Annotated in this window: 22 protein-coding genes; 7 read left to right on the top strand and 15 right to left on the bottom strand. The window is 74.7% G+C overall.

From position 1 onward, the window contains the following. Positions 1–90 precede the first annotated feature (90 nt). Both OF117_RS00420 and OF117_RS00425 read right to left on the bottom strand, forming a co-directional pair. Positions 91–852 (bottom strand): BTAD domain-containing putative transcriptional regulator, encoded by a 762-nt coding sequence (locus OF117_RS00420; protein WP_263550807.1) that lies wholly within the window; start codon positions 850–852, stop codon positions 91–93. Between the two features lie 253 nt (positions 853–1105). After that, the gene (locus OF117_RS00425; RefSeq protein WP_263550808.1) at positions 1106–1612 is read right to left on the bottom strand and encodes a MarR family winged helix-turn-helix transcriptional regulator; all 507 of its coding nucleotides are present in this window, start codon (positions 1610–1612) and stop codon (positions 1106–1108) included. Positions 1613–1701: 89 nt separating this feature from the next. On the opposite strand from OF117_RS00425, the gene OF117_RS00430 reads away from it, so the two are divergent. Then, the gene (locus tag OF117_RS00430) at positions 1702–2712 is read left to right on the top strand and encodes an EamA family transporter (RefSeq protein WP_263550809.1); all 1011 of its coding nucleotides are present in this window, start codon (positions 1702–1704) and stop codon (positions 2710–2712) included. Here the strand turns inward: OF117_RS00430 and OF117_RS00435 are convergent. Then, positions 2652–4895 (bottom strand): PhoX family protein, encoded by a 2244-nt coding sequence (locus OF117_RS00435; RefSeq protein WP_263550810.1) that lies wholly within the window; start codon positions 4893–4895, stop codon positions 2652–2654. The genes OF117_RS00430 and OF117_RS00435 overlap by 61 nt on opposite strands. Positions 4896–5020: 125 nt before the next feature. After that, positions 5021–6703 (bottom strand): AMP-binding protein, encoded by a 1683-nt coding sequence (locus OF117_RS00440; RefSeq protein ID WP_318014201.1) that lies wholly within the window; start codon positions 6701–6703, stop codon positions 5021–5023. Between the two features lie 381 nt (positions 6704–7084). Here OF117_RS00440 and OF117_RS00445 point away from each other — a divergent pair, with 381 nt between their 5' ends. From OF117_RS00445 to OF117_RS00455, 3 genes are all read left to right on the top strand, one after another. Further along, positions 7085–8170 (top strand): S-(hydroxymethyl)mycothiol dehydrogenase, encoded by a 1086-nt coding sequence (locus OF117_RS00445; protein ID WP_263550811.1) that lies wholly within the window; start codon positions 7085–7087, stop codon positions 8168–8170. Beyond that, on the top strand, positions 8170–8784 hold the full coding sequence (locus OF117_RS00450; RefSeq protein WP_263550812.1) for an MBL fold metallo-hydrolase: 615 nt from the start codon (positions 8170–8172) through the stop codon (positions 8782–8784). Before OF117_RS00445 ends, OF117_RS00450 begins: the two co-directional genes overlap by 1 nt. A 230-nt stretch (positions 8785–9014) precedes the next feature. Continuing rightward, the gene (locus tag OF117_RS00455) at positions 9015–9953 is read left to right on the top strand and encodes a quinone oxidoreductase family protein (RefSeq protein WP_263550813.1); all 939 of its coding nucleotides are present in this window, start codon (positions 9015–9017) and stop codon (positions 9951–9953) included. Between the two features lie 32 nt (positions 9954–9985). On the opposite strand, the gene OF117_RS00460 is transcribed toward OF117_RS00455, so the two are convergent. After that, positions 9986–10429, bottom strand: coding sequence for a hypothetical protein (locus tag OF117_RS00460; protein WP_263550814.1), 444 nt, complete (start codon positions 10427–10429; stop codon positions 9986–9988). A gap of 146 nt (positions 10430–10575) precedes the next feature. On the opposite strand from OF117_RS00460, the gene OF117_RS00465 reads away from it, so the two are divergent. After that, positions 10576–11337: a class I SAM-dependent DNA methyltransferase gene (locus OF117_RS00465; RefSeq protein ID WP_263550815.1), complete on the top strand. Its 762-nt coding sequence runs from the start codon at positions 10576–10578 to the stop codon at positions 11335–11337. 7 nt (positions 11338–11344) lie between these two features. Here OF117_RS00465 and OF117_RS00470 read toward each other — a convergent pair whose 3' ends face one another. From OF117_RS00470 to hppD, 5 genes are all read right to left on the bottom strand, one after another. Next, positions 11345–12004 (bottom strand): class I SAM-dependent methyltransferase, encoded by a 660-nt coding sequence (locus OF117_RS00470; RefSeq protein ID WP_263550816.1) that lies wholly within the window; start codon positions 12002–12004, stop codon positions 11345–11347. 280 nt (positions 12005–12284) lie between these two features. Then, positions 12285–13493, bottom strand: coding sequence for a fumarylacetoacetase (gene fahA / locus OF117_RS00475; RefSeq protein ID WP_263550817.1), 1209 nt, complete (start codon positions 13491–13493; stop codon positions 12285–12287). Then, positions 13490–14347: a hypothetical protein gene (locus tag OF117_RS00480; protein ID WP_263550818.1), complete on the bottom strand. Its 858-nt coding sequence runs from the start codon at positions 14345–14347 to the stop codon at positions 13490–13492. The genes fahA and OF117_RS00480 overlap by 4 nt, the downstream gene beginning before the upstream one ends. Next, positions 14344–15549 (bottom strand): homogentisate 1,2-dioxygenase, encoded by a 1206-nt coding sequence (locus OF117_RS00485; protein WP_263550819.1) that lies wholly within the window; start codon positions 15547–15549, stop codon positions 14344–14346. The genes OF117_RS00480 and OF117_RS00485 overlap by 4 nt, the downstream gene beginning before the upstream one ends. Before the next feature lie 111 nt (positions 15550–15660). Next, on the bottom strand, positions 15661–16866 hold the full coding sequence (hppD, locus tag OF117_RS00490) for a 4-hydroxyphenylpyruvate dioxygenase (RefSeq protein ID WP_263550820.1): 1206 nt from the start codon (positions 16864–16866) through the stop codon (positions 15661–15663). A 184-nt stretch (positions 16867–17050) separates the two neighbouring features. Between hppD and OF117_RS00495 the strand changes: the two genes are divergently transcribed. Further along, positions 17051–17572 (top strand): Lrp/AsnC family transcriptional regulator, encoded by a 522-nt coding sequence (locus OF117_RS00495; protein WP_263550821.1) that lies wholly within the window; start codon positions 17051–17053, stop codon positions 17570–17572. 282 nt (positions 17573–17854) lie between these two features. On the opposite strand, the gene OF117_RS00500 is transcribed toward OF117_RS00495, so the two are convergent. The 3 genes from OF117_RS00500 to OF117_RS00510 all read right to left on the bottom strand — a co-directional run bounded on the left by OF117_RS00500 (position 17855) and on the right by OF117_RS00510 (position 20133). After that, a complete protein-coding gene (locus OF117_RS00500) occupies positions 17855–18430 on the bottom strand; it encodes a hemerythrin domain-containing protein (RefSeq protein WP_263550822.1) in 576 nt (191 codons plus the stop codon). Between the two features lie 119 nt (positions 18431–18549). Further along, a complete protein-coding gene (locus OF117_RS00505) occupies positions 18550–19713 on the bottom strand; it encodes a DUF6221 family protein (protein WP_263550823.1) in 1164 nt (387 codons plus the stop codon). Between the two features lie 57 nt (positions 19714–19770). Next, the gene (locus tag OF117_RS00510; RefSeq protein ID WP_263550824.1) at positions 19771–20133 is read right to left on the bottom strand and encodes a zf-TFIIB domain-containing protein; all 363 of its coding nucleotides are present in this window, start codon (positions 20131–20133) and stop codon (positions 19771–19773) included. A 163-nt stretch (positions 20134–20296) separates the two neighbouring features. Between OF117_RS00510 and OF117_RS00515 the strand changes: the two genes are divergently transcribed. Beyond that, positions 20297–21328: a nitronate monooxygenase gene (locus OF117_RS00515; RefSeq protein ID WP_263550825.1), complete on the top strand. Its 1032-nt coding sequence runs from the start codon at positions 20297–20299 to the stop codon at positions 21326–21328. A gap of 17 nt (positions 21329–21345) precedes the next feature. Here OF117_RS00515 and OF117_RS00520 read toward each other — a convergent pair whose 3' ends face one another. Then, positions 21346–22527 carry a cysteine--tRNA ligase gene (locus OF117_RS00520; RefSeq protein WP_263550826.1) on the bottom strand — a complete coding sequence of 394 codons (1182 nt, stop codon included), beginning with the start codon at positions 22525–22527 and terminating at the stop codon, positions 21346–21348. Positions 22528–22577: 50 nt separating this feature from the next. Next, positions 22578–23999, bottom strand: coding sequence for an NADP-dependent succinic semialdehyde dehydrogenase (locus OF117_RS00525; RefSeq protein ID WP_263550827.1), 1422 nt, complete (start codon positions 23997–23999; stop codon positions 22578–22580). Positions 24000–24038 lie beyond the last annotated feature (39 nt).

The following is a 24038-nucleotide window of genomic DNA, read 5'->3' on the forward strand; positions in this document are numbered from 1 at the left end:
GGACACGATGCCGGGTCGGTCAGGTCGGCCGGACAGGCCGCCGTCCCGACTCTGCGGGACGGCGGCCGCCGGACGGGACCGACGGCCCGGTCAGCGCGCGGGGACCCGCGCCAGCCGGGCGACCGGGCGCTGCCGCGGGCACAGGCCAGCGACCAGGCCGTCCATCTGCGCGCTGGGCGCGACGCCGAGCTCGTCGTCGAGCAACGTCCGGAAGGCGTGGTAGGCGCGCAGCGCCTCGGCCAGGTTGCCCTCGGCCAGGTGCACCCGGACGACGGCGCGGTGCGCGCTCTCCCGCAGCGGCTCGGCCCGCACCGCGGCGTAGGCCGCCTGCACGGCCTCGCCGTAACGCCCGCCGTCGGCGAGTCTGCCCGCCAGCGCCTCGAGGGCGTGCATGCGCAACTGGCGCAGCCGCTCCCGCTCGACGATCACCCAGTCGTCGTACCAGCCGGGCAGCAGCTCCCCGCGCGGACCGACGTCCGGGACCAGGAGGTCGTCCAGCGGCGTCCCGGGGTCGAGGACCGCGCGTGCCCACTCGGCCAGCTCGCGGACGTCGACCCGGACGCCGGCGGCCAGCGCCAGGGCGCCGCCGGAGACCTCGACCAGCCCGGGGACCACCTTCTGCAGCCGCCACAGCGCGGAGCGCAGGCTGCCGTGCGCCTGCTCCTCGGGCACGTCGGGCCACAGCGAGCCGGCGACCGCCGTCCGGGTGGGCCGGCCGACCAGCCCGAGGAGGGCGACCAGCCGCTGCACCCCGTGCGGCAGGTCCTCGACGGCGGCGCCGCCGGGCCGGCCGCACGGCTGCAGCGTGAAGCCGTCGAGCAGCCCGATCCGCACGTGCGCCGTCGCGTCCACGCCGCGTCCCCCTCGGACATCCACGGGTCGCCGCGCGGCGGACGCCCCGGTGCCGCAATGCGCGATCGTGAAGAGGGCGGCCGGGGCTGTCAACGAGTCCGGCACCGCCCCGGGCACCGGGCTGCCGCCGCGCACGGAACGCGCGGACGACGTCACGCTGCGCGGTGGGTACCGGCGTCCGAGCCGGCGTGGGTACCGGCGTGGGAGCCGACGTGGGAGCCGGCGTGGGCGCGCACCCGGTCCGCCCCCGCGATCAGCCCGCGGCGTGCCGCTCGACGGAGGCGAGCGCCCTGCGGAGCAGGTGGTTGAGCCGCCGCTGGTCGGCGGCCGGCAGGTCGGCCAGCAGCTGCTGCTGCACGGCCAGCCCCGCCCCGACCGCCTCGTCGACGAGCGCTCGCCCGGCGTCGGTGAGCACCACGAGCAGCGCCCGCCGGTCGGCCGGGTCGGGCCGGCGCTCGACGAGCCCGGCCCGCTCCAGCCGGTCGAGCCGGCTGGTCATGCCGCCGCTGGTCAGCATGAGCGCGCTGGTCAGCCGGCCCGGCGACAGCCCGTGCGGATGGCCGGCGCGCCGCAGCGTGGCCAGCACGTCGAAGTCGGCGCGGGTGATGCCGAAGCGGCCGTAGCAGCGCTCCTGGGAGTCGCCGACCAGGCGGGCCAGCCGGTAGACGCGGCCGAACAGTGCCATGGCGGTGGTCTCGAGCTCGGGACGCTCGCGCGCCCACTGGTCGACGATCGTGTCGACGCCGTCCCGCTCGGTCACGGCGAGTATCGTCGCACGAATCTCTCTTGACGGCTACACGACAGCAAGTATCTTGTCGTCAAGCTACTTGCTGTCGAGGAGTGAGGGCTGTGGACACGACGACCGCTCCCCCGCCGGTCCGGCCGGCGGCGCACGACCGGGCGCGCCTGTGGGCGCTGACGGCGGCCACGGCCGTGGCACCCGCGACCTGGGGCACCACGTACGCGGTCACGACGGAGTGGCTGCCGCCGGACCGGCCGCTGCTGGCCGCGACCGCCCGGGCGCTGCCCGCCGGTCTGCTGCTGGTCGCCGTGGGGCGCCGGCTGCCGCGGGGCGTGTGGTGGTGGAAGGCCGCCGTCCTCGGCACGCTGAACATCGGCGCGTTCTTCGCCCTGCTGTTCGTGGCCGCGTACCGGCTGCCCGGTGGGGTCGCCGCCGTCCTCGGAGCGGCGCAGCCGCTGGTCGTCGCCGTGCTCGCCGTGCCGCTGCTCGGCGAACGGCTGCGCGGTCGCACGCTGCTGCTCGGCGCGACCGGCGTCATCGGGGTCGCCCTGGTCGTGCTCGGCGGCCAGGCGCGGCTGGACGCCGTCGGCGTCGCCGCGGGCCTGGCCGGCACCGCCTCGATGGCCGCGGGCGTCACGCTGACCAAGCGGTGGGGCCGTCCGGTCCCCGTCCTGGCCTTCACCGGGTGGCAGCTGACCGCCGGGGGCCTGGTGCTGCTGCCCGCCGTGCTCGCCGTGGAGGGGCTCCCCCCGGGCGTGACAGCCGGGCAGCTGGGCGGCTTCGTCTACCTCGGCGCCGTCGGCACCGCGCTCGCGTACGCGCTGTGGCTGCGCGGCGTGCTGGCGCTGCCGGCCGACCGGGTGAGCTTCCTCGGGCTGCTCTCCCCGGTGGTCGCCGCCGCGGTGGGGTGGGCGCTGCTGGGCCAGCAGCTCGGCCCGGCGCAGGTCGCCGGTACGGCGCTCGCCCTGGGCAGCCTCGTGCTCGCCCAGCGTCCCGGTGCCGATGCACGGGCGGCCCGGCCGATCCCGGCGGGCACGGCCGGGCCGCCGGTCACGGCTCAGCTGCCGATGCGACCGCCGTCCTCGCGGTGGACGACCGCGACGCCCGGCCGCGGGTAGCCGCCGTCGGGCCAGACGCTCGACGGGCTCTCGAGCGTGGAGCCGTCGGTCTCACCCGGGTGCTGCACCGAGACGAAGACCGAACGGGCGTCCGGGGTGATGAGCGGACCGCTGCACTCGGCGCCGCGGGGCACGGTGAGGAAGGCCTTGACCCGCCCCCGCTCGGGTCCGGCCGTGGGCACCGCGAACAGCCCGTCATTGGTGCCGCCGATCGTGCCGGCCTCCTGGTTGACCGCCGAGAGCACGTTGCCGTCGGTCGCGATCCACAGGTTGCCGGCCGGGTCGAAGTCCAGGTTGTCGGGGCAGGAGATGGCGCTGACCTGCGACGGGTCGTACCCGGCGAAGTACGTGCCCGGGTAGGCCGGGTCGCCGGCGAGGAGGAAGATCCGCCAGTAGAAGTCGTCGCCGGTGGTGCCGTCGGTCTCCTGCCACTCGATGACGTGGCCGTTGCGGTTGCCCGGGCGCGGCTGGAAGGCGCCGTCCTCCAGGTCGAACGCGTACGACACCGTCACCGGGTTCGCCTCGTCGGCGCCCGGCTGTGCGTCGGTGGCGGTCCGTTCGTCGTTGTTGGTCAGGGCCGCGTAGACCCGGCCGTTGACCGGGTTGACCTGGATGTCCTCCGGGCGGTCCATCTTGGTGGGGACCTTGGCGGCGTCGACCACGATCTCGTTCCCGTCGGCGTCCAGCACCGGGTTGCCGGACTCGTCGAGCTGCTTGCCGAGCCGGTCGGCGGCCAGCCGGGTGAACGTGAGCACCCAGGCGACGTCCTTGCCGGGGATCATCGACCCGCCGTCCTCCACCAGCGGGATCCACCGGCCGGTGCCGTCGAACTCCCCGTCCGGTGGCACCGTCCCGGCGCCGTCGATCGTCTCCTGCGGCGAGTCGCCGGTGAAGTGCGCGACGTAGAGGTCGCCATCCTCGAGCAGGGTCAGGTTGTGCCGCCGCGCATCCTCGCCGGTACCGCGCCGGTAGCGCTTCTTCGACACGAACTTGTAGATGTAGTCGAACCGCTCGTCGTCCCCGGAGTAGGCCACGACGCGACCGTCCTCGGCGATCCGGACGTTGGCGCCCTCGTGCTTGAACCGGCCCAGCGCGGTGCGCTTCTTCGGCGTCGAGGTGGGGTCGTGCGGGTCGAGCTCGACGATCCAGCCGAAGCGGTTCGGCTCCTGGGGCTCCCGCGCCAGGTCGAACCGCGGGTCGACCTCGTCCCAACGGCGTCCGGCGGGCTCGTCGGTCGGGACGCCGTAGCGCGAGTACCGCGGCTCGGCCGCGTCCTCCTCGACCGGGGTGGTGGCGCCGAAGTAGAGGTTGAAGTTCTCCTCGCCGTGCAGCGTCGTACCCCACGGCGTCGTGCCGCCGGCGCAGTTGTTCAGCGTGCCGAGGACGGTCCGGCCCTCGGGGTCGGCGGAGGTGCGCACGTACTCCGAGCCGGCGGCCGGGCCGGTGAGCTCCATCTCCGTGCTCGCGGTGATCCGGCGGTTGTGGCTGCGCCGCTCCGAGAGCTTCCAGGCGCCCCTGCCCTTCCGCTCGATCTGCACCACCGAGATGCCGTGGGCCATCATCGCGATGCGCTTCTGGTCGGCGGTCGTCGGTGCCTCCTGGTCGGCGACGCCGGCGAACATCAGCTGCTCGTCGGTGTACTCGTGGTTGACCACCAGCAGGGCCCGCTCGTCGCTGCGGCCCAGCGGCAGGAAACCGACGTAGTCGCAGTTGTAGCCGAACTGCTGCGCCTGGGCCTCCGGCGTCTGGGCGGCGATGTCGAACGCCGGGGCACCCTCCTCGACCGGATCCCCCCAGGCGACGACGACCGAGTGGTCGTACCCCGCGGCGGTGACCAGCTCGTCGAGCAGGTTCTGCCCGACCGGCTCGAAGGTCAGGGCACCGTCCCGCGCGGCCTTCGCCGCCGTCTCGTCACGCGCGGACCCCCGTGCCGCGGCGGCCGGCACGAGCGGTGCCGCGACCACGAGGAGGGCGCCGGCACCGGCGGCCTGGAGCACCTTCCGGCGGCTGACCGCCGACTGCACGACATCGGCGAACGTCGGGTTGCCGGTGCGGTTGGGCACCGGCGCGTCGCAGGCGTTGCCGCACTTGTAGTGGCAGGTGACATGGGTGCGGCTGCCGTGCCGGAACCCCGTCCGGAGGAGGGGGAGCAGCCGGCGGGACGGGCGTGCGACGTCGGTCATCGATGTCCTTCGCTGGGATGGGTGGGACCGCCGGAACCCTGGTCCGCGGACGGGACCGTGACGTGGCGGCCGGGTGAACGCTCGGTGAGCGCTCCCGGCGGGGTGGCCGCCCGCGCCACGGTCGCTCAGGCGTTGCGCACGGCGGCGGCCCGCTGGAGCCCGAGCTCCTCGACCGAGATCTCCCGCATCTCGACCTTGCGCACCTTGCCGGTCACCGTCATCGGGAAGGCATCGACGATCTTGACGTACCGCGGGATCTTGTAGTGGGCGAGCCGGCCGGCGCAGAACTCGCGCAGCGCGTCGGCGCTGAGCGGCTCGGCGCCGTCACGCAGCCGCACCCAGGCCATCAGCTCCTCGCCGTAGCGCTCGTCGGGCACCCCGATCACCTGGGCGTCGACGACGTCGGGGTGGGTGTAGAGGAACTCCTCGACCTCCCGCGGGTACACGTTCTCGCCGCCGCGGATGACCATGTCCTTGATCCGGCCGACGATGTTGAGGTAGCCCTCCTCGTCCATGACCGCGAGGTCACCGGTGTGCATCCACCGCGCCCGGTCGACGACCTCGGCGGTCTTCTCCGGCTCGTCCCAGTAGCCCAGCATCACCGAGTAGCCGCGGGTGCAGAACTCCCCCGGCGTCCCGCGGGGCACGGTCAGCCCGGTCTCGGGGTCGACGACCTTGACCTCCAGGTGCGGGTGCACCCGGCCGACGGTCGAGGTCCGCCGGTCCAGGTCGTCGTCGGCGCCCGTCTGGGTCGACACCGGCGAGGTCTCGGTCATGCCGTAGCAGATCGTCACCTCGGTCATGCCCATCTCGCCGACGACCCGTTTCATCACCTCCACCGGGCACGGGGAGCCGGCCATGATGCCGGTGCGCAGGCTGGACAGGTCGTGGTCGGCGAAGTCGGGCAGCGCCAGCTCGGCGATGAACATGGTCGGGACGCCGTACAGCGACGTGCAGCGTTCCTCCTGCACCGCCCGGAGCGTCAGCGCCGGGTCGAAGCCGGGGGCCGGGATGACCATGGTCGCGCCGTGCGAGGTGGCGCCGAGGTTGCCCATGCCCATGCCGAAGCAGTGGTAGTAGGGCACCGGGATGCACACCCGGTCGGCCTCGGTGTAGCCGCAGCCCTCACCGACGAAGAAGCCGTTGTTGAGCAGGTTGTGGTGGGTGAGCGTGGCGCCCTTGGGAAAGCCCGTGGTGCCGGAGGTGTACTGGATGTTGATCGGGTCGTCGGCCGACAGCTGGGCGGCGCGCTCGGCCAGCAGCGACCGGTCGGCCGCCCGGCCGCTGTCCATCAGCCGCTGCCACTCGGGGTCGCCCAGGAAGACGACCTCCCGCAGGTCCGGGCAGTCGGCGCGGACCTCGGCCACCATGGCGCGGTAGTCGGAGGACTTGAACTCCGGCGCCGAGACGAGCACCGAGACGCCGGACTGCTCGAGCACGTACGCCAGCTCGTGCGTGCGGTAGGCGGGGTTGACGTTGACCAGGATGGCGCCGAGCTTGGCCGTCCCGTACTGGACGAAGACCCACTCGGCGCAGTTGGGCGCCCAGATGCCCACCCGGTCGCCCTTGCCGACGCCGAGCGCGTCGAGGCCCAGGGCGCAGGCGTCGACCTCGGCCACCAGCTGCGGGTAGGTCCAGCGGCGGCCGGTCGCGCACTCGACCAGCGCCTCGTGGTCGCCCACGCGCGCCGCCGTCCGGTCCAGGTCGGCGCCGATGGTGTCGCCGAGCAGCGGCACCGTCGACGTCCCGCTGCTGTAGGAGGGCAGGGCCGGCACCGCCGGTCCCGTCTGCCGTCGCGCGTCGGTCACCGTCGCACCTCCGGGTCCTGCCGTCGCGTCCCTGCCCCGCACTCTGGCACGACGCGGCGGCCGACGCCGGACCGGGCACCGCCCGGGAACGGACGACGCTCCGGACGGCGGCGGGCCCGCGGCCGTTCGACCGCGGGGCCCGTGCGACGCCGATCAGCCCTCGGTGAACCCGGCCGCGTCGAGGCGGACCACCTCGCGGTCCGTCCCTCGCCGGTGAGGCCGGTCAGGCCGTCGATGACGTCGACCCCGTTGCCGTCGAGGTCGAGCACGTGCACCCGTGCGGCGCCCTCCGCCTCGGCACCGCGGCCGGGCGCCCCGCAGCGGTGCCCGGGGGGCGGGGCAGGGGAAGCCGTGGGGCGGCGGCTGGCATAGCCTCCGGCCATGGCATCGGAGGTGAAGGCCGTGGTCGCCCGCGGCAAGGGCGCGCCCGTGGGCATCGAGACGATCGTCGTCCCGGATCCCGGTCCCGGCGAAGCGGTGGTCGACGTGCAGGCCTGCGGGGTCTGCCACACGGACCTGCACTACCGCGAGGGCGGGATCTCCGACGACTACCCGTTCCTGCTCGGCCAAGAGGCCGCCGGACGGGTGTCGGCGGTCGGCGAGGGCGTGGCCGAGGTGGCCGTCGGCGACTACGTCGTCCTCAACTGGCGCGCGGTCTGCGGGCGGTGCCGGGCCTGCCTGGCCGGCAAGCCGTGGTACTGCTTCGCCACGCACAACGCCGCGCAGAAGATGACGCTCGCCGACGGCACCGAGCTCTCCCCCGCGCTGGGCATCGGCGCCTTCGCCGAGAAGACGCTGGTGCACGCCGGCCAGTGCACCAAGGTCGACCCGGCCGCCCCGCCGACCGCCGCCGGGCTCCTCGGCTGCGGGGTGATGGCCGGCGTCGGGGCCGCGATCAACACCGGCGCGGTCCAGCGCGGCGAGAGCGTCGCCGTCTTCGGCTGCGGCGGCGTCGGCGACGCCGCCATCGCCGGCGCCCGGCTCGCCGGGGCGACCACGATCATCGGCGTCGACCTCGACGACCGGAAGCTCGAGTGGGCGCGGAAGATGGGCGCCACCCACACCGTCAACGCCTCGAGGACCGACCCCGTGCAGGCGGTCAAGGAGCTCACCGGCGGCTTCGGCGTCGACGTCGCCATCGACGCCGTCGGCCACCCGAAGGTCTTCGAGCAGGCCTTCTCCGCGCGCGACCTGGCCGGTCGGGTCGTCCTGGTCGGAGTCCCGACGCCGGACATGCGCATCGACCTGCCGCTGCTGGACGTGTTCGGCCGGGGCGGGGCGATCAAGTCCTCCTGGTACGGCGACTGCCTGCCCTCCCGCGATTTCCCCATGCTCGTCGACCTCTACCTGCAGGGCCGCTTCGACCTCGACGCCTTCGTCTCCGAGACCATCGGCCTGGACGAGGTGGAGGCCGCGTTCGAGAAGATGCACCGCGGCGAGGTCCTGCGCAGCGTGGTGGTGTTCTGATGGCCGGCGTCCTGAGCGTCGACCGGGTCGTCGTCAGCGGTGTGTTCAGCCTCGACGGGCAGGACTTCGACGTCGACAACAACGTCTGGCTGGTCGGGGACGACGACGAGGTGCTGGTGGTCGACGCACCGCACGACGCCGCCCCGATCCTGGACGCCGTGGGCGGCCGCCGGGTGACCGCGATCGTGCTCACCCACGGGCACAACGACCACATCACGGCCGCGGTCGACCTGCGGGCGGCCACCGGGGCGCCGATCTGGTTCCACCCCGCCGACCGGATGCTCTGGGACGCCGTGCACCCCGGCGTCGACCCCGACGAGGAACTGGCCGAGGGCACCCGGTTCCGCGTCGCCGGCAGCACCCTGCAGGCGCTGCACACCCCCGGGCACTCCCCCGGCAGCACCTGCCTGCACGCACCCGACCTGGGCACGGTCTTCACCGGCGACACGCTCTTCCGCGGCGGCCCCGGCGCCACCGGCCGCTCCTACAGCGACAAGCCGACGATCCTGCACTCGATCAGATCCCGGCTGCTGACGCTGCACGGCGACACCGTCGTCCGCACCGGCCACGGCGAGGACACCACCATCGCCGCGGAACTGACGACCGTCCGCTGACCGGCCGCCCCGCGTGGCTGCTCTCGCACCTGCTCGCGGTCGCCGGGTTCCTGCTCTTCCCCAGTACCTGGCCCCGGCGCCGGTGCGGATCCTGCACGGCCTGCTGCTGGGCGCGAGCTGCCTCCTGCTCGCCCGCGCGCTCCGACCGCCCGCCGGGTCGGCGGCCGGGTCAGCGGCCGGGTCAGCGGCCGGGTCAGCGGCCGCTGCGGTGCGGTGGTGAGATCAGCGGCATGCGCGCGGTCTTCTTCGACTTCCACGGCGGTCCCGATGTCCTCGGCTACCGGGAGGCGCCCGATCCCGAGCCCGCCGAGGGGCAGGTGCTGGTCCGGGTCGAGGCCGTGGGCGTCAACTACCGCGACGTCTACGAGCGGGCCGGCGCGGGCTACGGCTCGCCGCCGCCGGCCGTGCTCGGCGCGGAGGGGGCGGGCACGGTCGTCGACACCGGCGAGCGGGTGGCCTGGGTCGCCGTCCCGGGCAGCTACGCCGAGCTGGTCGCCGCGCCGCGCGAGCAGCTGGTGCCGGTGCCCGACGGGGTCGGCAGCGACGTCGCAGCGGCGAGCCTCCTGCAGGGCATCACCGCGCAGTACCTGTGCGCCGACTCCTACCCGGTCCAGCCGGGCGACTGGGTGATCGTCCACGCCGCGGCCGGCGGGGTGGGCCTGCTGCTCACCCAGCTGGTCAAGGCCCGGGGCGGACGGGTGATCGCCACGACGTCGAACGAGGAGAAGGCCGCCCTGGCCCGCAAGGCCGGCGCCGACGAGGTGCTCGGCTACGAGGGCTTCGCCGATCGGGCCCGCGAGATCACCGGCGGCGAGGGCGTCGCGGCCGTCTACGACGGCATCGGACGGACGACGTTCTCCGCCGGGCTCACCGCGCTGCGCCCGACCGGGAGCATGATCATCTACGGCGCGGCGAGCGGCGCACCCGAACCCGTGCACGTGTCGACCCTGCAGAAGCTGGGGTCGCTGTACGTCCAGCGCCCGACGATGAACACCTACCTCCGGACGCCGGAGATGCTGCAGACCCGCGCCCGCCAAGTCCTCGACCTGGTCGCCCGCGGCGACCTCGACGTCCGGATCGGCGCCCGCTACCCGCTCGAGCAGGCACGGCAGGCGCACGAGGACCTCGAGGCCCGGAAGACCACCGGGAAGCTCCTCCTCGTGCCGTAGGGCGGCGTTCCCCGGCGCCGGGGCGGGCCCGCTCAGCGCTGGGAGACCGGCTCGCTGATCACGTGGTCGACCGGCAGCCCGCAGGTCCGCGCGATGCGGCTGGGCAGGTCGATGCGCAACCAGCGCGAGACGCCCAGCGGCAGGGTGGAGACCAGCACCTCGTCGGCGGAGAAGCGGTTCAGCGCCTGCCGCGTGGCCTCCAGCGCGTCGGCGTCCCCCACCTCGCCGTCGACGACGGCGCCGAGGTCGCGCAGGCGGGTGAGCGCGCGGTCGAGCCGCTGCCGCGCCAGCGCGTAGGCCCGCTCCTCCGGCGACGGCCCGGCTCCGAGGTCCTCGGCCAGCGCCTGGTCGTGCAGCGGGGTCGCCGGGACGACGACGTAGAAGGTGGCGAGCCCCTTGTTCACCCGCCGCTGGACGGCCTCGACCAGCGCCTTGCCGCCGAGCGTCTGGTTGGCCACGACCAGGCAGCGCGCCATGCCCGCATTGTGCTCCCCGGCCCGGCGACCGGTAGGTCCCGGCGCACGCCGATGGGTCCCGGCGCACGCCGATGGGTCCCGGCGCAGGCCGAGCCGGGCGGGCGGTCGCCCTTCCCCGCGCGTCCGGTCGGCGCCATGCTCGACCCGTGGCAGCCACGCACGAGTCGGTCACCCGGGCGGAGACCCGCGACGCGTACCAGGAGCCCTTGGCCCGGGCGCACCACGAGGGGTTCGGATCGCTGGCGGAGGCCGCCGCCGACGACGTCGTCGGGCTGCTGCACCGGGCCGGCCACACCGGCGGGCTGGTCGTCGACCTCGGCTGCGGCAGCGGCATCGGTGCCCGCGTGCTCGGCGAGGCCGGCTACGACGTCCTGGGCGTCGACGCCTCCCCGGCGATGCTGGAGATCGCCCGTGCGACCGCCCCGCGGGCGGACTTCCTCGTCGCGTCGCTCCACGAGGTGGACATCCCCCCGTGCGTGGCCGTGACCGCAGTCGGGGAGAGCGTCAACTACGCCGTGGGCGGACTGCCCGGGCCGCGGACGCTGCGGGCGCTGGCGCGGCGGGTGGCGGGGTCGCTGGCTCCCGGCGGGGTCTTCGTCCTCGACGTCGCGGGGCCCGGGCGGCACGGGGCGGACGTCCACCAGGCGGTCACCGACCGGCCCGACTGGACGGTGTGCCTGACCGCCACGGAGGACCGGGTGGCCGGCACCCTGACCCGGCACGTGATCACCTTCACCCGCGGCACGCACGGGTGGTCCCGCTCCGACGAGGTCCACCACCTCGTGCTGTTCGACCCGGAAACCGTCGAGGAGGCGCTGACGGCGGAGGGGCTGGCCGTGGAGCGCATCACCGGTTACGGCGGGGTGCCGCTCGGGCGGGGCTGGGCCGGCTGGATCGCCCGCCGCTGACCGCTGGTCAGGGGGTGCGGACCGCGGTCCCGAGGACCTGCGGGGTGGTGGGGGTCGACAGCCGGGTGTCCGGGAACCGGAAGCGGTCGAGCCGCTCGATCGCGAACCCGGCCTCCGCCATCGCCGCGGCGGTGTCCCGGCCCGTGCGGCAGCCACCGGCCAGCCGCGGCCACACCGTCGCGTCGGCGATCCGCTGGACCCGGGACAGGACGCGGCCGTCGGCCCGCACGTGCTCCCAGACGTGCAAGCGCCCGCCCGGCCGGAGCACGCGACGGATCTCGCGCAGCGCCGCGGCCACGTCCGGCACGGAGCAGAGCACCAGCGTCGAGACGGCGGCGTCGAACACCCCGTCCGCCGCCGGGAGCCGGTCGGCCACCCCGTCGACGACCGTCACCGGCACCGGCGCGCCGGCCGCGGCCCGGCGAGCCAGCTCGCGCAGGTGCGCCTCCGGCTCGACGGCGACCACCTCCCGGACGGTGGGCGGGTAGTGCGCGAAGTTCGCCCCCGAGCCGGCACCGACCTCCACCACCCGACCGGCGCAGCCGGCCAGCAGCCGCCGCCGGTGCTCCGCGGCGCCGCGACCCTCCATCGCCCGCGCCAGCCGCGCGTAGACGCGGGCGAACACCGGGTGGTGCACCGGCGCCGGGACGCCCGGCCGTCCCGCCATGACCCACCTCCTCGAGCGGCGCCTCCCCGCGGCGGACCGCCTGCCGGCATCCTGCCCGCCCGGACGAGCGCACCGCGGCGTCCCGTCATCGGCTGAGCCGGTCGGTCCCGGAGCGCGCGCTCGATCTCCCGGGCCGCGGCCACGACCCGCTCCCCGTGGACGGCTCCGGGGCCGGGCTGGACGCGAGGTGGCGGCGCGGGCACGCAGACGGGGGCGACGACCGCTCCGTGGTGGCGCACCGGCGCGCTGACCGAGGGCGCCGTCGTGCCCGGGGGCACCGTCAGACCGCCGGCACGACCTGCCCGCTGACCTCGCCGAAGCCGATCCGCGTGCCGTCCGGGCCCGGCGCCGTCCCGCTGATCGTGACGACGTCACCGTCCTCGAGGAAGGTGCGGCTGGTCCCGTCGGCCAGCGCGAGCGGCTCCTGCCCGTTCCAGGAGAGCTCGATGAACGATCCGCGCTGGTCGCGTCGCGCGCCGCTGACCGTGCCCGAGGCGAACAGGTCCCCGGTGCGCAGGGAGGCACCGTTGACGGTCATGTGCGCCAGCTGCTGCGCCGGCGTCCAGTACAGCTGGCCGAACGGCGGCCGGCTGACCAGCTCTCCGTTCAGCCGCACCTCGAGCGTGATGTCCAGGCCCCACGGGTGGCCGTCGTCGCGGAGGTAGGGCAGCGGCTCGGGGTCGCGCGGCGGCGCGGCCACCCGGGCGGCCCCCAGCGCGGCCAGGGGCACGACCCAGGGGGCGATCGACGTGAGGAACGACTTGCCGAGGAAGGGGCCGAGGGGCACGTACTCCCAGGCCTGCAGGTCGCGTGCCGACCAGTCGTTGACCAGGCACACGCCGAAGACGTGGTCGGCGAAGGCGTGCACCGGCACCGGCGCACCCAGCTCGGACGGCACGCCGACCACGAAGCCGACCTCGGCCTCGATGTCCAGCCGCTGGGAGGGCCCGAAGGAGGGCACCGGATCGCCGGGGGCCCTGCGCTGGCCGCAGGGCCGCCGCACCGGCGTCCCGGACACCCGCACCGTGCCCGAGCGGCCGTGGTAGCCGATCGGCAGGTGCCGCCAGTTGGGCGTCAGCGGCTCGGAGTCCGGGCGGAACATCCGGCCGAGGTTCTCGGCGTGGTGCTGCGAGCTGTAGAAGTCGACGTAGTCGCCGACGGAGAACGGCAGCCGCAAGGTGACGTCGGTGCGCGGCCGCAGGTGCGGTTCCACTGCGCCCCGGTGCGCCGGGTCGGCGAGCCAGCGGGTCACGAGGTCGCGCACCTCCCGCCAGCTCGCCGGCCCCTGCGCCATGAACGCGTCCAGCGTCCCCGTCGCGTGCACCGGGTCGCCGGTCACGCCGGCCAGGTCGAGCACGAAGTCGCCGATGGCGACGCCGGTCCGCGGCGCCGTGCCCGGGGTGGAGAAGACGCCGTACGGCAGGTTCGCCGGGCCGAACACGGTGTCCGCGGGCAGGTCCAGCCAGGTGCTCGGTGCGCTCCCGGTCACGCGGGCATCCTCTCCGGCGAGGGCAGCAGCCCGAGGGTGACGAGGTCGTCGACCGGTTCCTGCACGCTGCAGGTGCCGAACGACGTGAACGCGGTCCGGGCCCGGCGCGCCTGCGACGGCGGCCAGTCGCGCACGGCAGCCACCAGGACGGCGGGATCCCGCTCGGCCAGCCACCCGGCCGCGAGGTCGGCGTCGGCTCCGCCCGCGAGCGCGTCGGCAGCGACGAGCACGTTGAGGAAGCCCGAGTGCTCGAACCCGGTGGCCGGGTCGGTGTGCCGGACGGCGTGGTGCAGGCCGGCGGTGCACTTGACCGGCACCCCACGGCGGGTGCACGCGGCCAGCGCACCGGCCAGCTCCGCCTCGTCGGGGAACAGCTCGGCGCGCAGGCCACCGGTGCGGAGCTTGGCCCGGTACCACGTGCCGGCCAGGACGTCGAGCACCTCGGCCCGCGCCGGGCCGCGCGGCAGCTCGACGGCGGCCGGCACCGGCGGTGGGAGGACGGCGCCGAGCACCTGCACGGCCGCCCGCGCGGCCACCCGGTCAGGCACGACGGGCACCTCGACGGCGGCCAGGGTGAGTCGCGGCTCCGCGGCGACGCGGGCGGCGGCCGCCGGCAGGTCGGCGGCCGCCGCGATCAGCGACAGCTCGAGGACGGGGCCGTCGTCCAGGTGGTCGGTCAGCTCGCCGAGCCGACCGGCCGGCACGACGAACGGTCCGACCAGGGCGCCCAGGGCCCGCCGCAGCCCGCGGTGCGCCGGCACGGCGGCGGCCATCGGGGCGTCGCCGGGCGGGAACAGCGCCGCGTCGTCGAAGAGGCCGTCGAACAGACCTGCCGGGGCCACCTCGACGGTCACCGGCCGGGTCCGCGGCCCGACCACGACCAGGCGTACCGACCGTCGTCCGCGACGGTGCCGCCCTCGCCGAGGGCGAGCGGCCGGAAGGTGTCGACCATGACGGCCAGCTCGTCGAAGAACTCCACCCCCAGCGACCGCTCCACCGCGCCGGGCTGCGGGCCGTGGCTGTGCCCGCCGGGGTGCAGGCTGACCGAGCCCTTGCCGATGCCCGAGCCCTTGCGGGCCTCGTAGTCGCCGTCGACGTAGAACATGACCTCGTCGCTGTCGACGTTGGCGTGGTAGTAGGGCACGGGGACCGCCAGCGGGTGGTAGTCGACCTTCCGGGGCACGAAGTTGCAGACCACGAAGTTGTGCCCCTCGAAGACCTGGTGCACCGGCGGAGGCTGGTGCACCCGGCCGGTGATGGGCTCGTAGTCGGCGACGTTGAACGCGTAGGGGTACAGGCAGCCGTCCCAGCCGACCACGTCGAACGGGTGCTCAGGCAGCACGTGCACCGTGCCTGCCAGGCCGCCGGGACCGTCGCCGCGGTGCTTGACGTACAGCTCGACGTCGGTGCCCTCGGCGAGCAGCGGCTCCTCCGGCGCACGGAGGTCGCGCTCGCAGTAGGGGGCGTGCTCGAGGAACTGCCCGTACCGGGAGAGGAACCGCTTGGGCGGCGCGATGTGGCTGTTGGCCTCGATCACGTACGTGCGCAGCGGCTCGTCCCCCGTCGGCACCCAGCGGTGGGTGGTCGCTCGCGGCAGGAGGACGTAGTCGCCCGCGCCGACGTCCAGGGCGCCGAACACCGTCTCGACCGTCGCCGTCCCGCGTTCCACGAACACGCACTCGTCACCCACCGCGTTGCGGTAGTACGGGCTGGGCAGGGCGCTGACCGCGTAGGAGAGGCGGACGTCGCCGTTGCCGAGCACCAGCCGCCGGCCGGTGACCGCGTCGACGGCCTTGTGCTCCTCCCCCGGGAACAGATCGTGCAGCTTGAGGTGCCGCGGCACCAGCGGGCTGTTGGTCGTCAGCGACTGGTCGGGCAGCTCCCACGGCCGGGCGTCGACCATCGCCGACGGGATGCCCCGGTGGTACAGCAGCGCGGAGTCCGAGGAGAAGCCCTCCTCCCCGACCAGCTCCTCGGAGTACAGACCGCCGTCCGGACGGCGGAACTGGGTGTGCCGCTTCGGCGGGACCTCGCCCACCTGCCGGTAGAACGCCATCTCGTCCTCCTCGTGACCGACGGGAACGGCCCCCTCGGGGCCGCTGGGCTCGGCCCCGCCGCAGGAGCCCACCGCGAGCCTGCGAGCGGTGGGGAGCAGCGGGGTCCTTCCTCAGAAGTTGCCGCGCTTCTCCTGCTCGCGCTCGATCGCCTCGAACAGCGCCTTGAAATTGCCCTTGCCGAAGCCGAGCGAGCCGTGCCGCTCGATCAGCTCGAAGAAGACCGTCGGCCGGTCACCGATCGGCTTGGTGAAGATCTGCAGCAGGTAGCCGTCCTCGTCCCGGTCGACCAGGATGCCGCGCTGCTGCAGTTCCTCGATCGGCGCGCGCACCTCCCCGATGCGGGCGCGCAGCGCCGGGTCCTCGTAGTAGGAGTCCGGCGTGCTCAGGAACTCGATGCCCTCCGCGCGCAGCGCGTCCACCGTGCGGAGGATGTCGTTGGTGGCCAGTGCGACGTGCTGGGCGCCGGGGCCGCGGTAGAACTCCAGGTACTCGTCGATCTGCGACTTCTTCTTCGCGATCGCCGGCTCGTTGAGGGGGAACTTCACCCGGTGGTTGCCGTTCGCGACCACCTTGCTCATCAGCGCGGAGTAGTCGGTGGCGATGTCGTCGCCGATGAACTCGGCCATGTTGGTGAAGCCCATGACGCGGTTGTAGAAGCCGACCCATTCGTCCATGGCGCCGAGCTCGACGTTGCCGACCACGTGGTCGACGGCCTGGAACAGCCGCTCGGGCGCCCCGTCCCGCTTGCGGTAGGACGACGTGCGGGCGACGTAGCCCGGCAGGTACGGACCGGAGTACCGGGACCGGTCGACCAGCGTGTGCCGGGTGTCGCCGTAGGCGGCGATCGCCGCGATGCGCACCGTGCCGTGCTCGTCGGTGAGGTCCTGCGGCTCCTGGAGCACCGTGGCGCCCTGGCTGCGGGCGTTGGCGATGCAGCGGTCGACGTCCGGCACGGTCAGTGCGATGTCGACGATCCCGTCACCGTGGACCCGGTGGTGGTCGGCCAGCGCGCTGTCGGGGTCGTAGGCCCCCGTGACGACGAAGCGCGCGGCACCGGACCGCAGCACGAACGCGTGGTGGTCACGGTTGCCGGTCTCCGGACCGGAGTAGGCGATCAGCTCCATGCCGAAGGCCGACTGGAAGAAGTGCGCGGTCTGCACGGCGTTGCCGACCACCCAGACCAGCGCGTCCCAGCCGCTCACCGGGAACGGGTCGTGCGAGTCGTCGTACTCCACCAGGCCGACGAGCTGCTTGAGCTGGTCGACGTCGAGCTGGGCGAGGCGCTCCTCGTCGTTCAGGGTCTGCTCGAGGCTCATGTCGTTCCCTCCTGTCGCGGGCCGTGTCCCGGCGTCGCGAACACTGCACACCCACCGGGAGCAGCTGCGCAACCAGCACTCGCCTCCATGACCTGTCTGCTCAACCCGGGCACCTGAAGGGGCGATGACCTAGTCTTTCTGCACAGGGGGGCCGGACCCGGCGCGACGGGAGCGGAGGGCACGGATGGCGCGACGACCCGCCGATGCGCTGGACATCGCGCTGCTGGAGGCGCTGCGCGACAACCCGCGCGCCGGCGACCTCGAGCTCTCCCGGCTGACCGGGGTCGCCCGTGGCACCGTGACCGCCCGGCTGCGCCGGCTGGAGGAGGCCGGCGTGGTCAGCGGCCACGGTCCGGACGTGGACGTGACGGCAGCGGGCTTCGGCGTCCAGGCCTTCGTCACCCTGGAGATCGCCCAGGGCGCGATCGAGGACGTGACCCGTGACCTCGAGGCCATCCCCGGCGTCCTGGAGGCGCACGCCACCACTGGCAGCGGCGACGTGCTGTGCCGGGTCGCCGCCGCCTCCCACGAGGACCTGCAGCGGACGCTGCTGGCCATCGACCGCTCCTCCTCGGTGCGCCGGTCCACCAGCGTCATCGCGCTCTCCTGCCTGGTGCCGTGGCGCACGCTGCCGTTGCTGCGGTCGGAGGCGGCACCGGGCACCGGCCGCTCCCCTACGGCCAGCCGGCCGGGACGGGTGCCGTGACCCGCGGGGGCACCGGCACGGTCTGCAGATCGCGGGCGACGACCACCTCGCCGGCGAGGACGCCGGCCGCCTCGGCGAGGAAGGCGGCCTCGTCCCAGCGTCGTGCCGGGGGTCGGCAGCGCGCCCGGGGTCGAACAGCAGGCCCTCGCCGTCCCAGCGGAGCAGGTAGCCGTCGTGGTTGCAGGTCCGCGTCGGGACCTGGCTGGCCGTGCCGAGGACGACGAGCTCGCGGGCGCTCACCCGGGAGGTGGCGCGGTCACCGTGGCCTCCCTCGCAGCGTCCTCAGCGCTCGGTGCCCCGCCTGCTCACCGCGTCGCGCAGGCGGTCGAACAGCCCGGCGACGGGGCCGAGCAGCTTGTCGCCCGGGGGCTCGTCGGGCGCCGAGGGGTGCGGCCGGGTCGGCGCGATCTTCTTCACCGACTCGACCTTGGCACCCAGTTCGACCAGTTCCTGCCGGGAGAACACCTGGCGCATGTGCGGGAACATCTGGCCCTCCTCCTCGGCCACGTGCTCCCGGATCTCCTGCATCAGCGTCGCCAGCTCCGCGTCGAAACTCGCGTCGTCGGGGTCGAGCGACTCCAGCCGCTTCATGGTCTTCTCGGCCTCGGCGTGCTCGTGCTTGGCCCGCTCGGCCTCCTCGGCGCTCACCTTGTCCTTCACCGCCGGGTAGACCTCGGCCTCCTCCGCGACCGAGTGGCGCACCAGCTCGATGGTGACCTGGTCGACCAGGTCCTTGCGGCGCCGCCGCTCGGTCTCGCCCGTGGCGCCGCGGAGCGCGTCGAGCTCCGCGAACATCCGCTCCACCTCGCGGTGGTCGTGGGTGAGCACCTCGATCACGTCGCGCTGCTGGTCGGCCATCCGGAGGTCCTCCTCGTCGTCGAGGAAACGGGTCGCGCGTCTTGCGACCGTGCTGTGGTTCCCCCGGCGCGGTGACGGGAAACCGCCGGTCGACGGCGAGGGACCCGGCGCGACGGTGGTCACGGACGCCATTCGGGCCGGTAGTCGCGGTGGTCGGCGTACGGCAGCGCCAGCAGGGCGAGGGTGAGCGCGGCCAGCTGGTGGGGGTCGCGGGGGGACAGCGGGAAGTCGGCCATCCCGCTGGGACGCCGCCCGAGGAAGTGCATGTCCGGCCGGACGTCGCGGCAGGCCAGGACCAGGTGCCGCTTGGCGGCGCACTCGGCGTGCACGCGGGCCGGGTCGTGCCGGGCGACGTGCTCGGCCGTCCTCCGGTCCGCCGCCCCGGTGCCCCGTGGGTCCGTGCTCCAGTCCTTGCGGCCGCTGTCCTCGGCGGCGTCGGCGGCCACCCGGTCGTCCTCGGCGATCCGGGCCAGCAGGAACTCGTCGAGACCCGGCCGTGCGTCCCACTGGTCGTCCGTCCCCCAGCCGACGTCCATGCCCGCATCCTGGCCGCTCGACCGGTGCAGGGCGACCCGGGAACGCGCCCGCGACCTCCCGCTCGTTCGGTCGCGCGACCGGGGCCGGCCCCGCAGCCACCGGAGCAGCCAGGCCGTCGTCCGCTCGACGACCTCCTCGAGTGCGCCGGGCTCCTCGAACAGGTGGGTGGCCCCGGGGACGACGGCCACCTCGTGCTCGGCGGCCAGGTGCGCGGCGGCGTCCCGGTTGAGCCGGAGCACCTGGACGTCGTGCCCGCCGACCACCAGCAGCGTCGGCGCCCGCACCCGCTCGAGCGCGTCGCCGGCCAGGTCGGGTCGCCCGCCGCGGGAGACGACCGCGCGGACCGCCTCGGGCCGGTCGGCCGCGGTGATCAACGCGGCCGCCGCACCGGTGCTGGCGCCGAACGTGGCCAGCGGCAGCCCGGCCGTCCCCTCGGCGGCCCCGAGCCAGTCGGCGGCCGCGGTCAGCCGGCCGGCGAGCAGGTCGATGTCGAAGCGCAGCGCCCGGGTCCGGGCGTCGATCCGCTCCTCCTCCTCGGTGAGCAGGTCCAGCAACAGGGTGCCGAGACCGGCGTCGTGCAATCCGGCCGCCACCCGCCGGTTGCGCGGGCTGTGCCGGCTGCTGCCGCTGCCGTGCGCGAACAGCACCACGCCGCGGGCGCCCTCCGGGACCACCAGGTCACCGTCGAGCACCGCGCCGGACGCCGGCACCCGCACCGGGCGTCGCAACCCGCCCGCAGAAGCCATGCCCATGGACCGCCCTGCCGATCACCCGCCGTGGGCCGCGCGGCCGTGCCCGGCCGGTCAGCCGAACAGGTCGCCGAGGAAGCTCTCCTTCTTGCGCTTGTGCCCGTACCCGTGCGAGCTCGACTTCTGGCCGCGCACCTGGGAGAGCACCTCGTTGACCACGGCGCCGAGGCCCGCCGCCTGGCCGGACGACGTCCCGTAGGAGGCCCCGCCCTGCGGCGCGCCGCCGTGCGCCGCGTGCCCCGAGCCGCTCGACGGCTGCCGCGACCCGGCGTGCCAGGCGTTCTCCGCGTCGACGAGCCGTTCGAGCTCACCGCGGTCGAGGAAGATGCCCCGGCAGTCGGAGCACTGGTCGACGTGCACGCCGTTGCGCTCGTAGGTGCGCATCGTGCCGTGGCACTTGGGACAGGTCAGCTCCATGCGGGGCCAACGCGCGCGCGACCGGGCGGGGTTCCCACCGGGTTCCGCGCCGGACGACGTCCGTCGTGGCGGCGGCCGCACGGTCGGGGACGGCCCACGGGGGGACGGCCGGTCACACTTCGGGCAGAAGGCACGTCGGAGCCCACGGGACGCGGAGGTCGGCATGGGTCTGGAGCTGCGCCGTGCGATCGTGCAGGCGCCGATGGCCGGGGGACCGTCCACGCCCGAACTCGTCGCGGCGGTCTCCGAGGCCGGTGGACTCGGTTTCCTCGCTGCCGGCTACAAGAGCCCCGCGGCCGTGCGGGAGGAGATCCGAGCCGTCCGGGCGGTGACCGGGCAGCGGTTCGGGGTCAACGTGTTCGCCCCCGGACCGCCCGGGGACGCGGAGGCCGTGCGCCGCTACGCGAGCGAGCTGCGGGGCGAGGCCGAGCGGTGGGGCGTCGACCTGGGGGAACCCCGGGCCGACGACGACGCCTGGGCGGCGAAGGTCGCCCTTGTCGCGGAGGAACGGGTGCCCGTGGTGTCGTTCACCTTCGGCCTGCCCCACCCGGACATGGTCGCCGCGCTGCACGCGGTCGACGTCACGGTGCAGGTCACCGTCACCACCCCGGAGGAAGCGCTGGCCGCCCGCGACATCGGCGCGGATGCGCTGGTCGTGCAGGGCATCGAGGCCGGTGGGCACCGGGGCGGGTTCCGCGACGACGACGGGGGCGGGGAGTACGGGCTGCTGACGCTGCTGCGCCTGGTCGCCCGGGCGGTGGACCTGCCGCTGGTCGCCGCCGGCGGGATCATGGACGGCCCGTCGGTCGCCGCCGTGCTCGTCGCAGGTGCCGAGGCCGCCCAGCTCGGCACGGCGTTCCTGCGCTGCCCCGAGGCGGGAACCAGCCCGGCACACCGACGGGCGCTCACCGCGTACCAGGAGACGGCGTTGACCCGGGCGTTCAGCGGCCGGCGCGCTCGCGGCCTGGTCAACCGGTTCCTCACCGAGCACACCGCCACCGCCCCGGCGGCCTATCCGCAGGTGCACCACCTGACGACCCCGCTCCGCGCCGCCGCCCGGCAGGCCGGAGACCCCGACGGACTGAACCTGTGGGCCGGGCAGGGCCACCCGCTGGTCGAGGCCCTGCCCGCCGGGGAGTTGGTGCGCCGCCTGGCGGAGGACGCGCAGGCGGCACTGACCCGCGGTTCCGCGTGAGGGCGCCCCTCCCCCGGTCAGTTGAGCGCCAGCAGCCGGATGAACAGCCGGGCGGCGTCCCCGCCCTCCTCCTCGGCGACGGCCCGGGCCCGCGGCACGTCGAGGTCGTCGAGCAGCGCCTCGAGGACGCCGTCCCGGCCGGACGGCGACCGAGCGGGACGCGCGGCCGCGGCGTAGAGCCGGTCGAGCGCCGCTGCGGCCCCGTCGAGCAGGTCGGCGGTGAAGTCCCAGGAGCGCGCCCACGGCCGGTCGAGGGTCATCAGCCGGATCGCCGCGGGTGGACGGGTGGCGAGCAGGTCGGCGATGAGGACCAGGTTGCCCGTCGACTTGGCCATCTTGGCGCCGCCCAGGCCCACCGTGCCCACGTGCATGTCCCGCCGCGCGAACGGGACGACGCCGGTCGCCGCCTCCACCATCGCCGACTGGTAGGCGTGGTGCGGGAAGGTCAGGTCGAGCCCGCCGACGAGCACGTCGACGCTCGCCCCGAGCGCGGCCACCGCCATCGCCGCGCACTCCGCGTGCCAGCCCGGCCGGCCCCAGCCCCACGGGCTGGGCCAGGCCGGGTCCAGCTCGCCCGACGGCAGCCAGACCGGCACGTCGAACGGGTCCTCGCGCCGCGGATCGCCGGGGTCGTCGCCGTACCGGTCGGACAGCTCCCGGGCCTCGGCGCGGGTCAGCCCGACCCGGCCCGGCACGTCCCCGCCCCGGAAGTAGACCGTGCCGTCGCGCTCGTAGGCCGCTCCGGCGCGCAGCAGGGCGGCCGCGAGCTGCCGGACGTGCGGCACGTGGTGGCGCGCCCGCGGGGCGAGGGCGGGCCGGTGCACCCGCAGTGCCTGCATGTCCTGCTCGAACAGGTACTCCTGCGACAGCGCGAACTCGTCGTAGTGCCGGCCGCGGGCGATCGCCGCGCGCGTCAGCACGTCGTCGACGTCGGTCACGTTCCGGCACGTCAGCACGTCGACGCCGACGGTGCCGAGCACCGTGGCGAGGACGTCGGCCCAGACGAAGGTGGCCGCGTGCCCGAGGTGGGTGACGTCGTAGGGCGTGATGCCGCAGATGTAGACCCGCGCGGTGCCCAGGACGGGCAGCGGCCGCCCGCCCAGGCGCAGCCCCGCCGCGGGGACGGCGCCGTCGCGGGGGTCGGCCACCCGCCCCGCGGTGCCCACGACGCCGGAGGAGGCCAGCGGGTGCACGACCATGCCGGCATCCTGCTCCGGGCGGAGCCGCTGCGGCACTCGCCGGGGCAGCGTCATTCCGACGCCGTCGCCGGATCGCCTCCCCGCTGCCCCGAGCTCGACGGGCCGACCCAGACGGTCTTGGCGTTCATGAACTCGTGCATGCCCAGGTCGGTGAGCTCCCGGCCGTAGCCGCTCTGCTTGATCCCGCCGAAGGGCAGCTCCGGGTAGGAGGTGACCATGCCGTTGATGAACGCCATCCCGGCGTGCACGTCGCTGATGAACCGCCGGCGCTCGTCCTCGTCCTCGCTCCACAGGTTGGCGCCGAGCGCGTAGGGGTGGCTGTTGGCGATCTCGAGGGCCTCGTCGAGACCGCCGACGGTGAACAGCGCGGCGACCGGCCCGAAGACCTCCTCCGAGTACACGTCCATCTCCGGCGTGATGCCGGTGAGCAGGGTCGGCTCGTAGAACCAGCCGGGCCCGTCGACCCGCCGTCCGCCGGTGACCACGGTGGCGCCCTTCCGCACGGCGTCGTCGACGTAGCGCTCGACGTCCTCCCGCCCGGCCTCGGTGGCCAGCGGGCCGATCTTCGTGTCGTCGGCCATCGGGTCGCCGACCTTCTGCGCGGCCAGCTGGTCGGCGAACAGCCGGGTGAACTCCTCGGCCACGTCGGCGTGGACGAAGAACCGCTTGGCTGCGATGCAGCTCTGCCCGTTGTTCTGGCAGCGTGCGGTCACGGCGACCTCCGCCGCCTTCTCCAGGTCGGCCGACGGCATGACGATGAACGGGTCGCTGCCACCGAGCTCGAGCACCGTCTTCTTCAGCGCGTCGCCGGCCACCGAGGCGACCGAGGCGCCCGCCGGCGCGCTCCCGGTCAGGGTCGCCGCGGCCACCCGGTCGTCGCGCAGCACCCGCTCGACCGTCGCGGAGCCGATGAGCAGGGTCTGGAAGACGTCGTCCGGGAAGCCGGCCTTGCGGACCAGTTCCTCGAGGTAGAGCGCGGTCTGCGGCACGTTGCTGGCGTGCTTGAGCAGCCCGACGTTGCCGGCCATGAGCGCCGGACCGGCGAAGCGCAGCGCCTGCCAGAGCGGGAAGTTCCACGGCATGACCGCGAGGACCACCCCGATCGGCTGGTACTCGACGAAGGCCTGCGTGGCCCCGACCGCCTCGGCGTCGGCGGGCCGGCGCTCGAGGAACCGCGGCCCGTGCTCGGCGTAGTACCGCAGCGCCTTGGCGCACTTGCCGATCTCGGCCTTCGACGCGGCGAGCGTCTTGCCCATCTCGGTGGTCATCAGCTCGGCGACCGTGCCGACGTCGGCGTCGAGCACGTCGGCGGCCGCGCGCAGCCAGCCGGCGCGCTGCTCGACCGTCGTCCGCCGGTAGGCCTCGAAGGCCGTCGCGGCGCGGGCGATCTTTTCCTCGAGCGCCTCGTCCGACAGGGGCTCGTACGTCTTCAGCGTCTCCCCGGTGGCCGGGTTGATCGTCGCGATGGCCATGGTCGTCCTCCCGACGGGCTCGGCGGTGTCGGAGGTGCC

The sequence above is a fragment of the Geodermatophilus sp. YIM 151500 genome, assembly GCF_025716945.1.
In the GTDB taxonomy this organism is placed as follows: domain Bacteria; phylum Actinomycetota; class Actinomycetes; order Mycobacteriales; family Geodermatophilaceae; genus YIM-151500.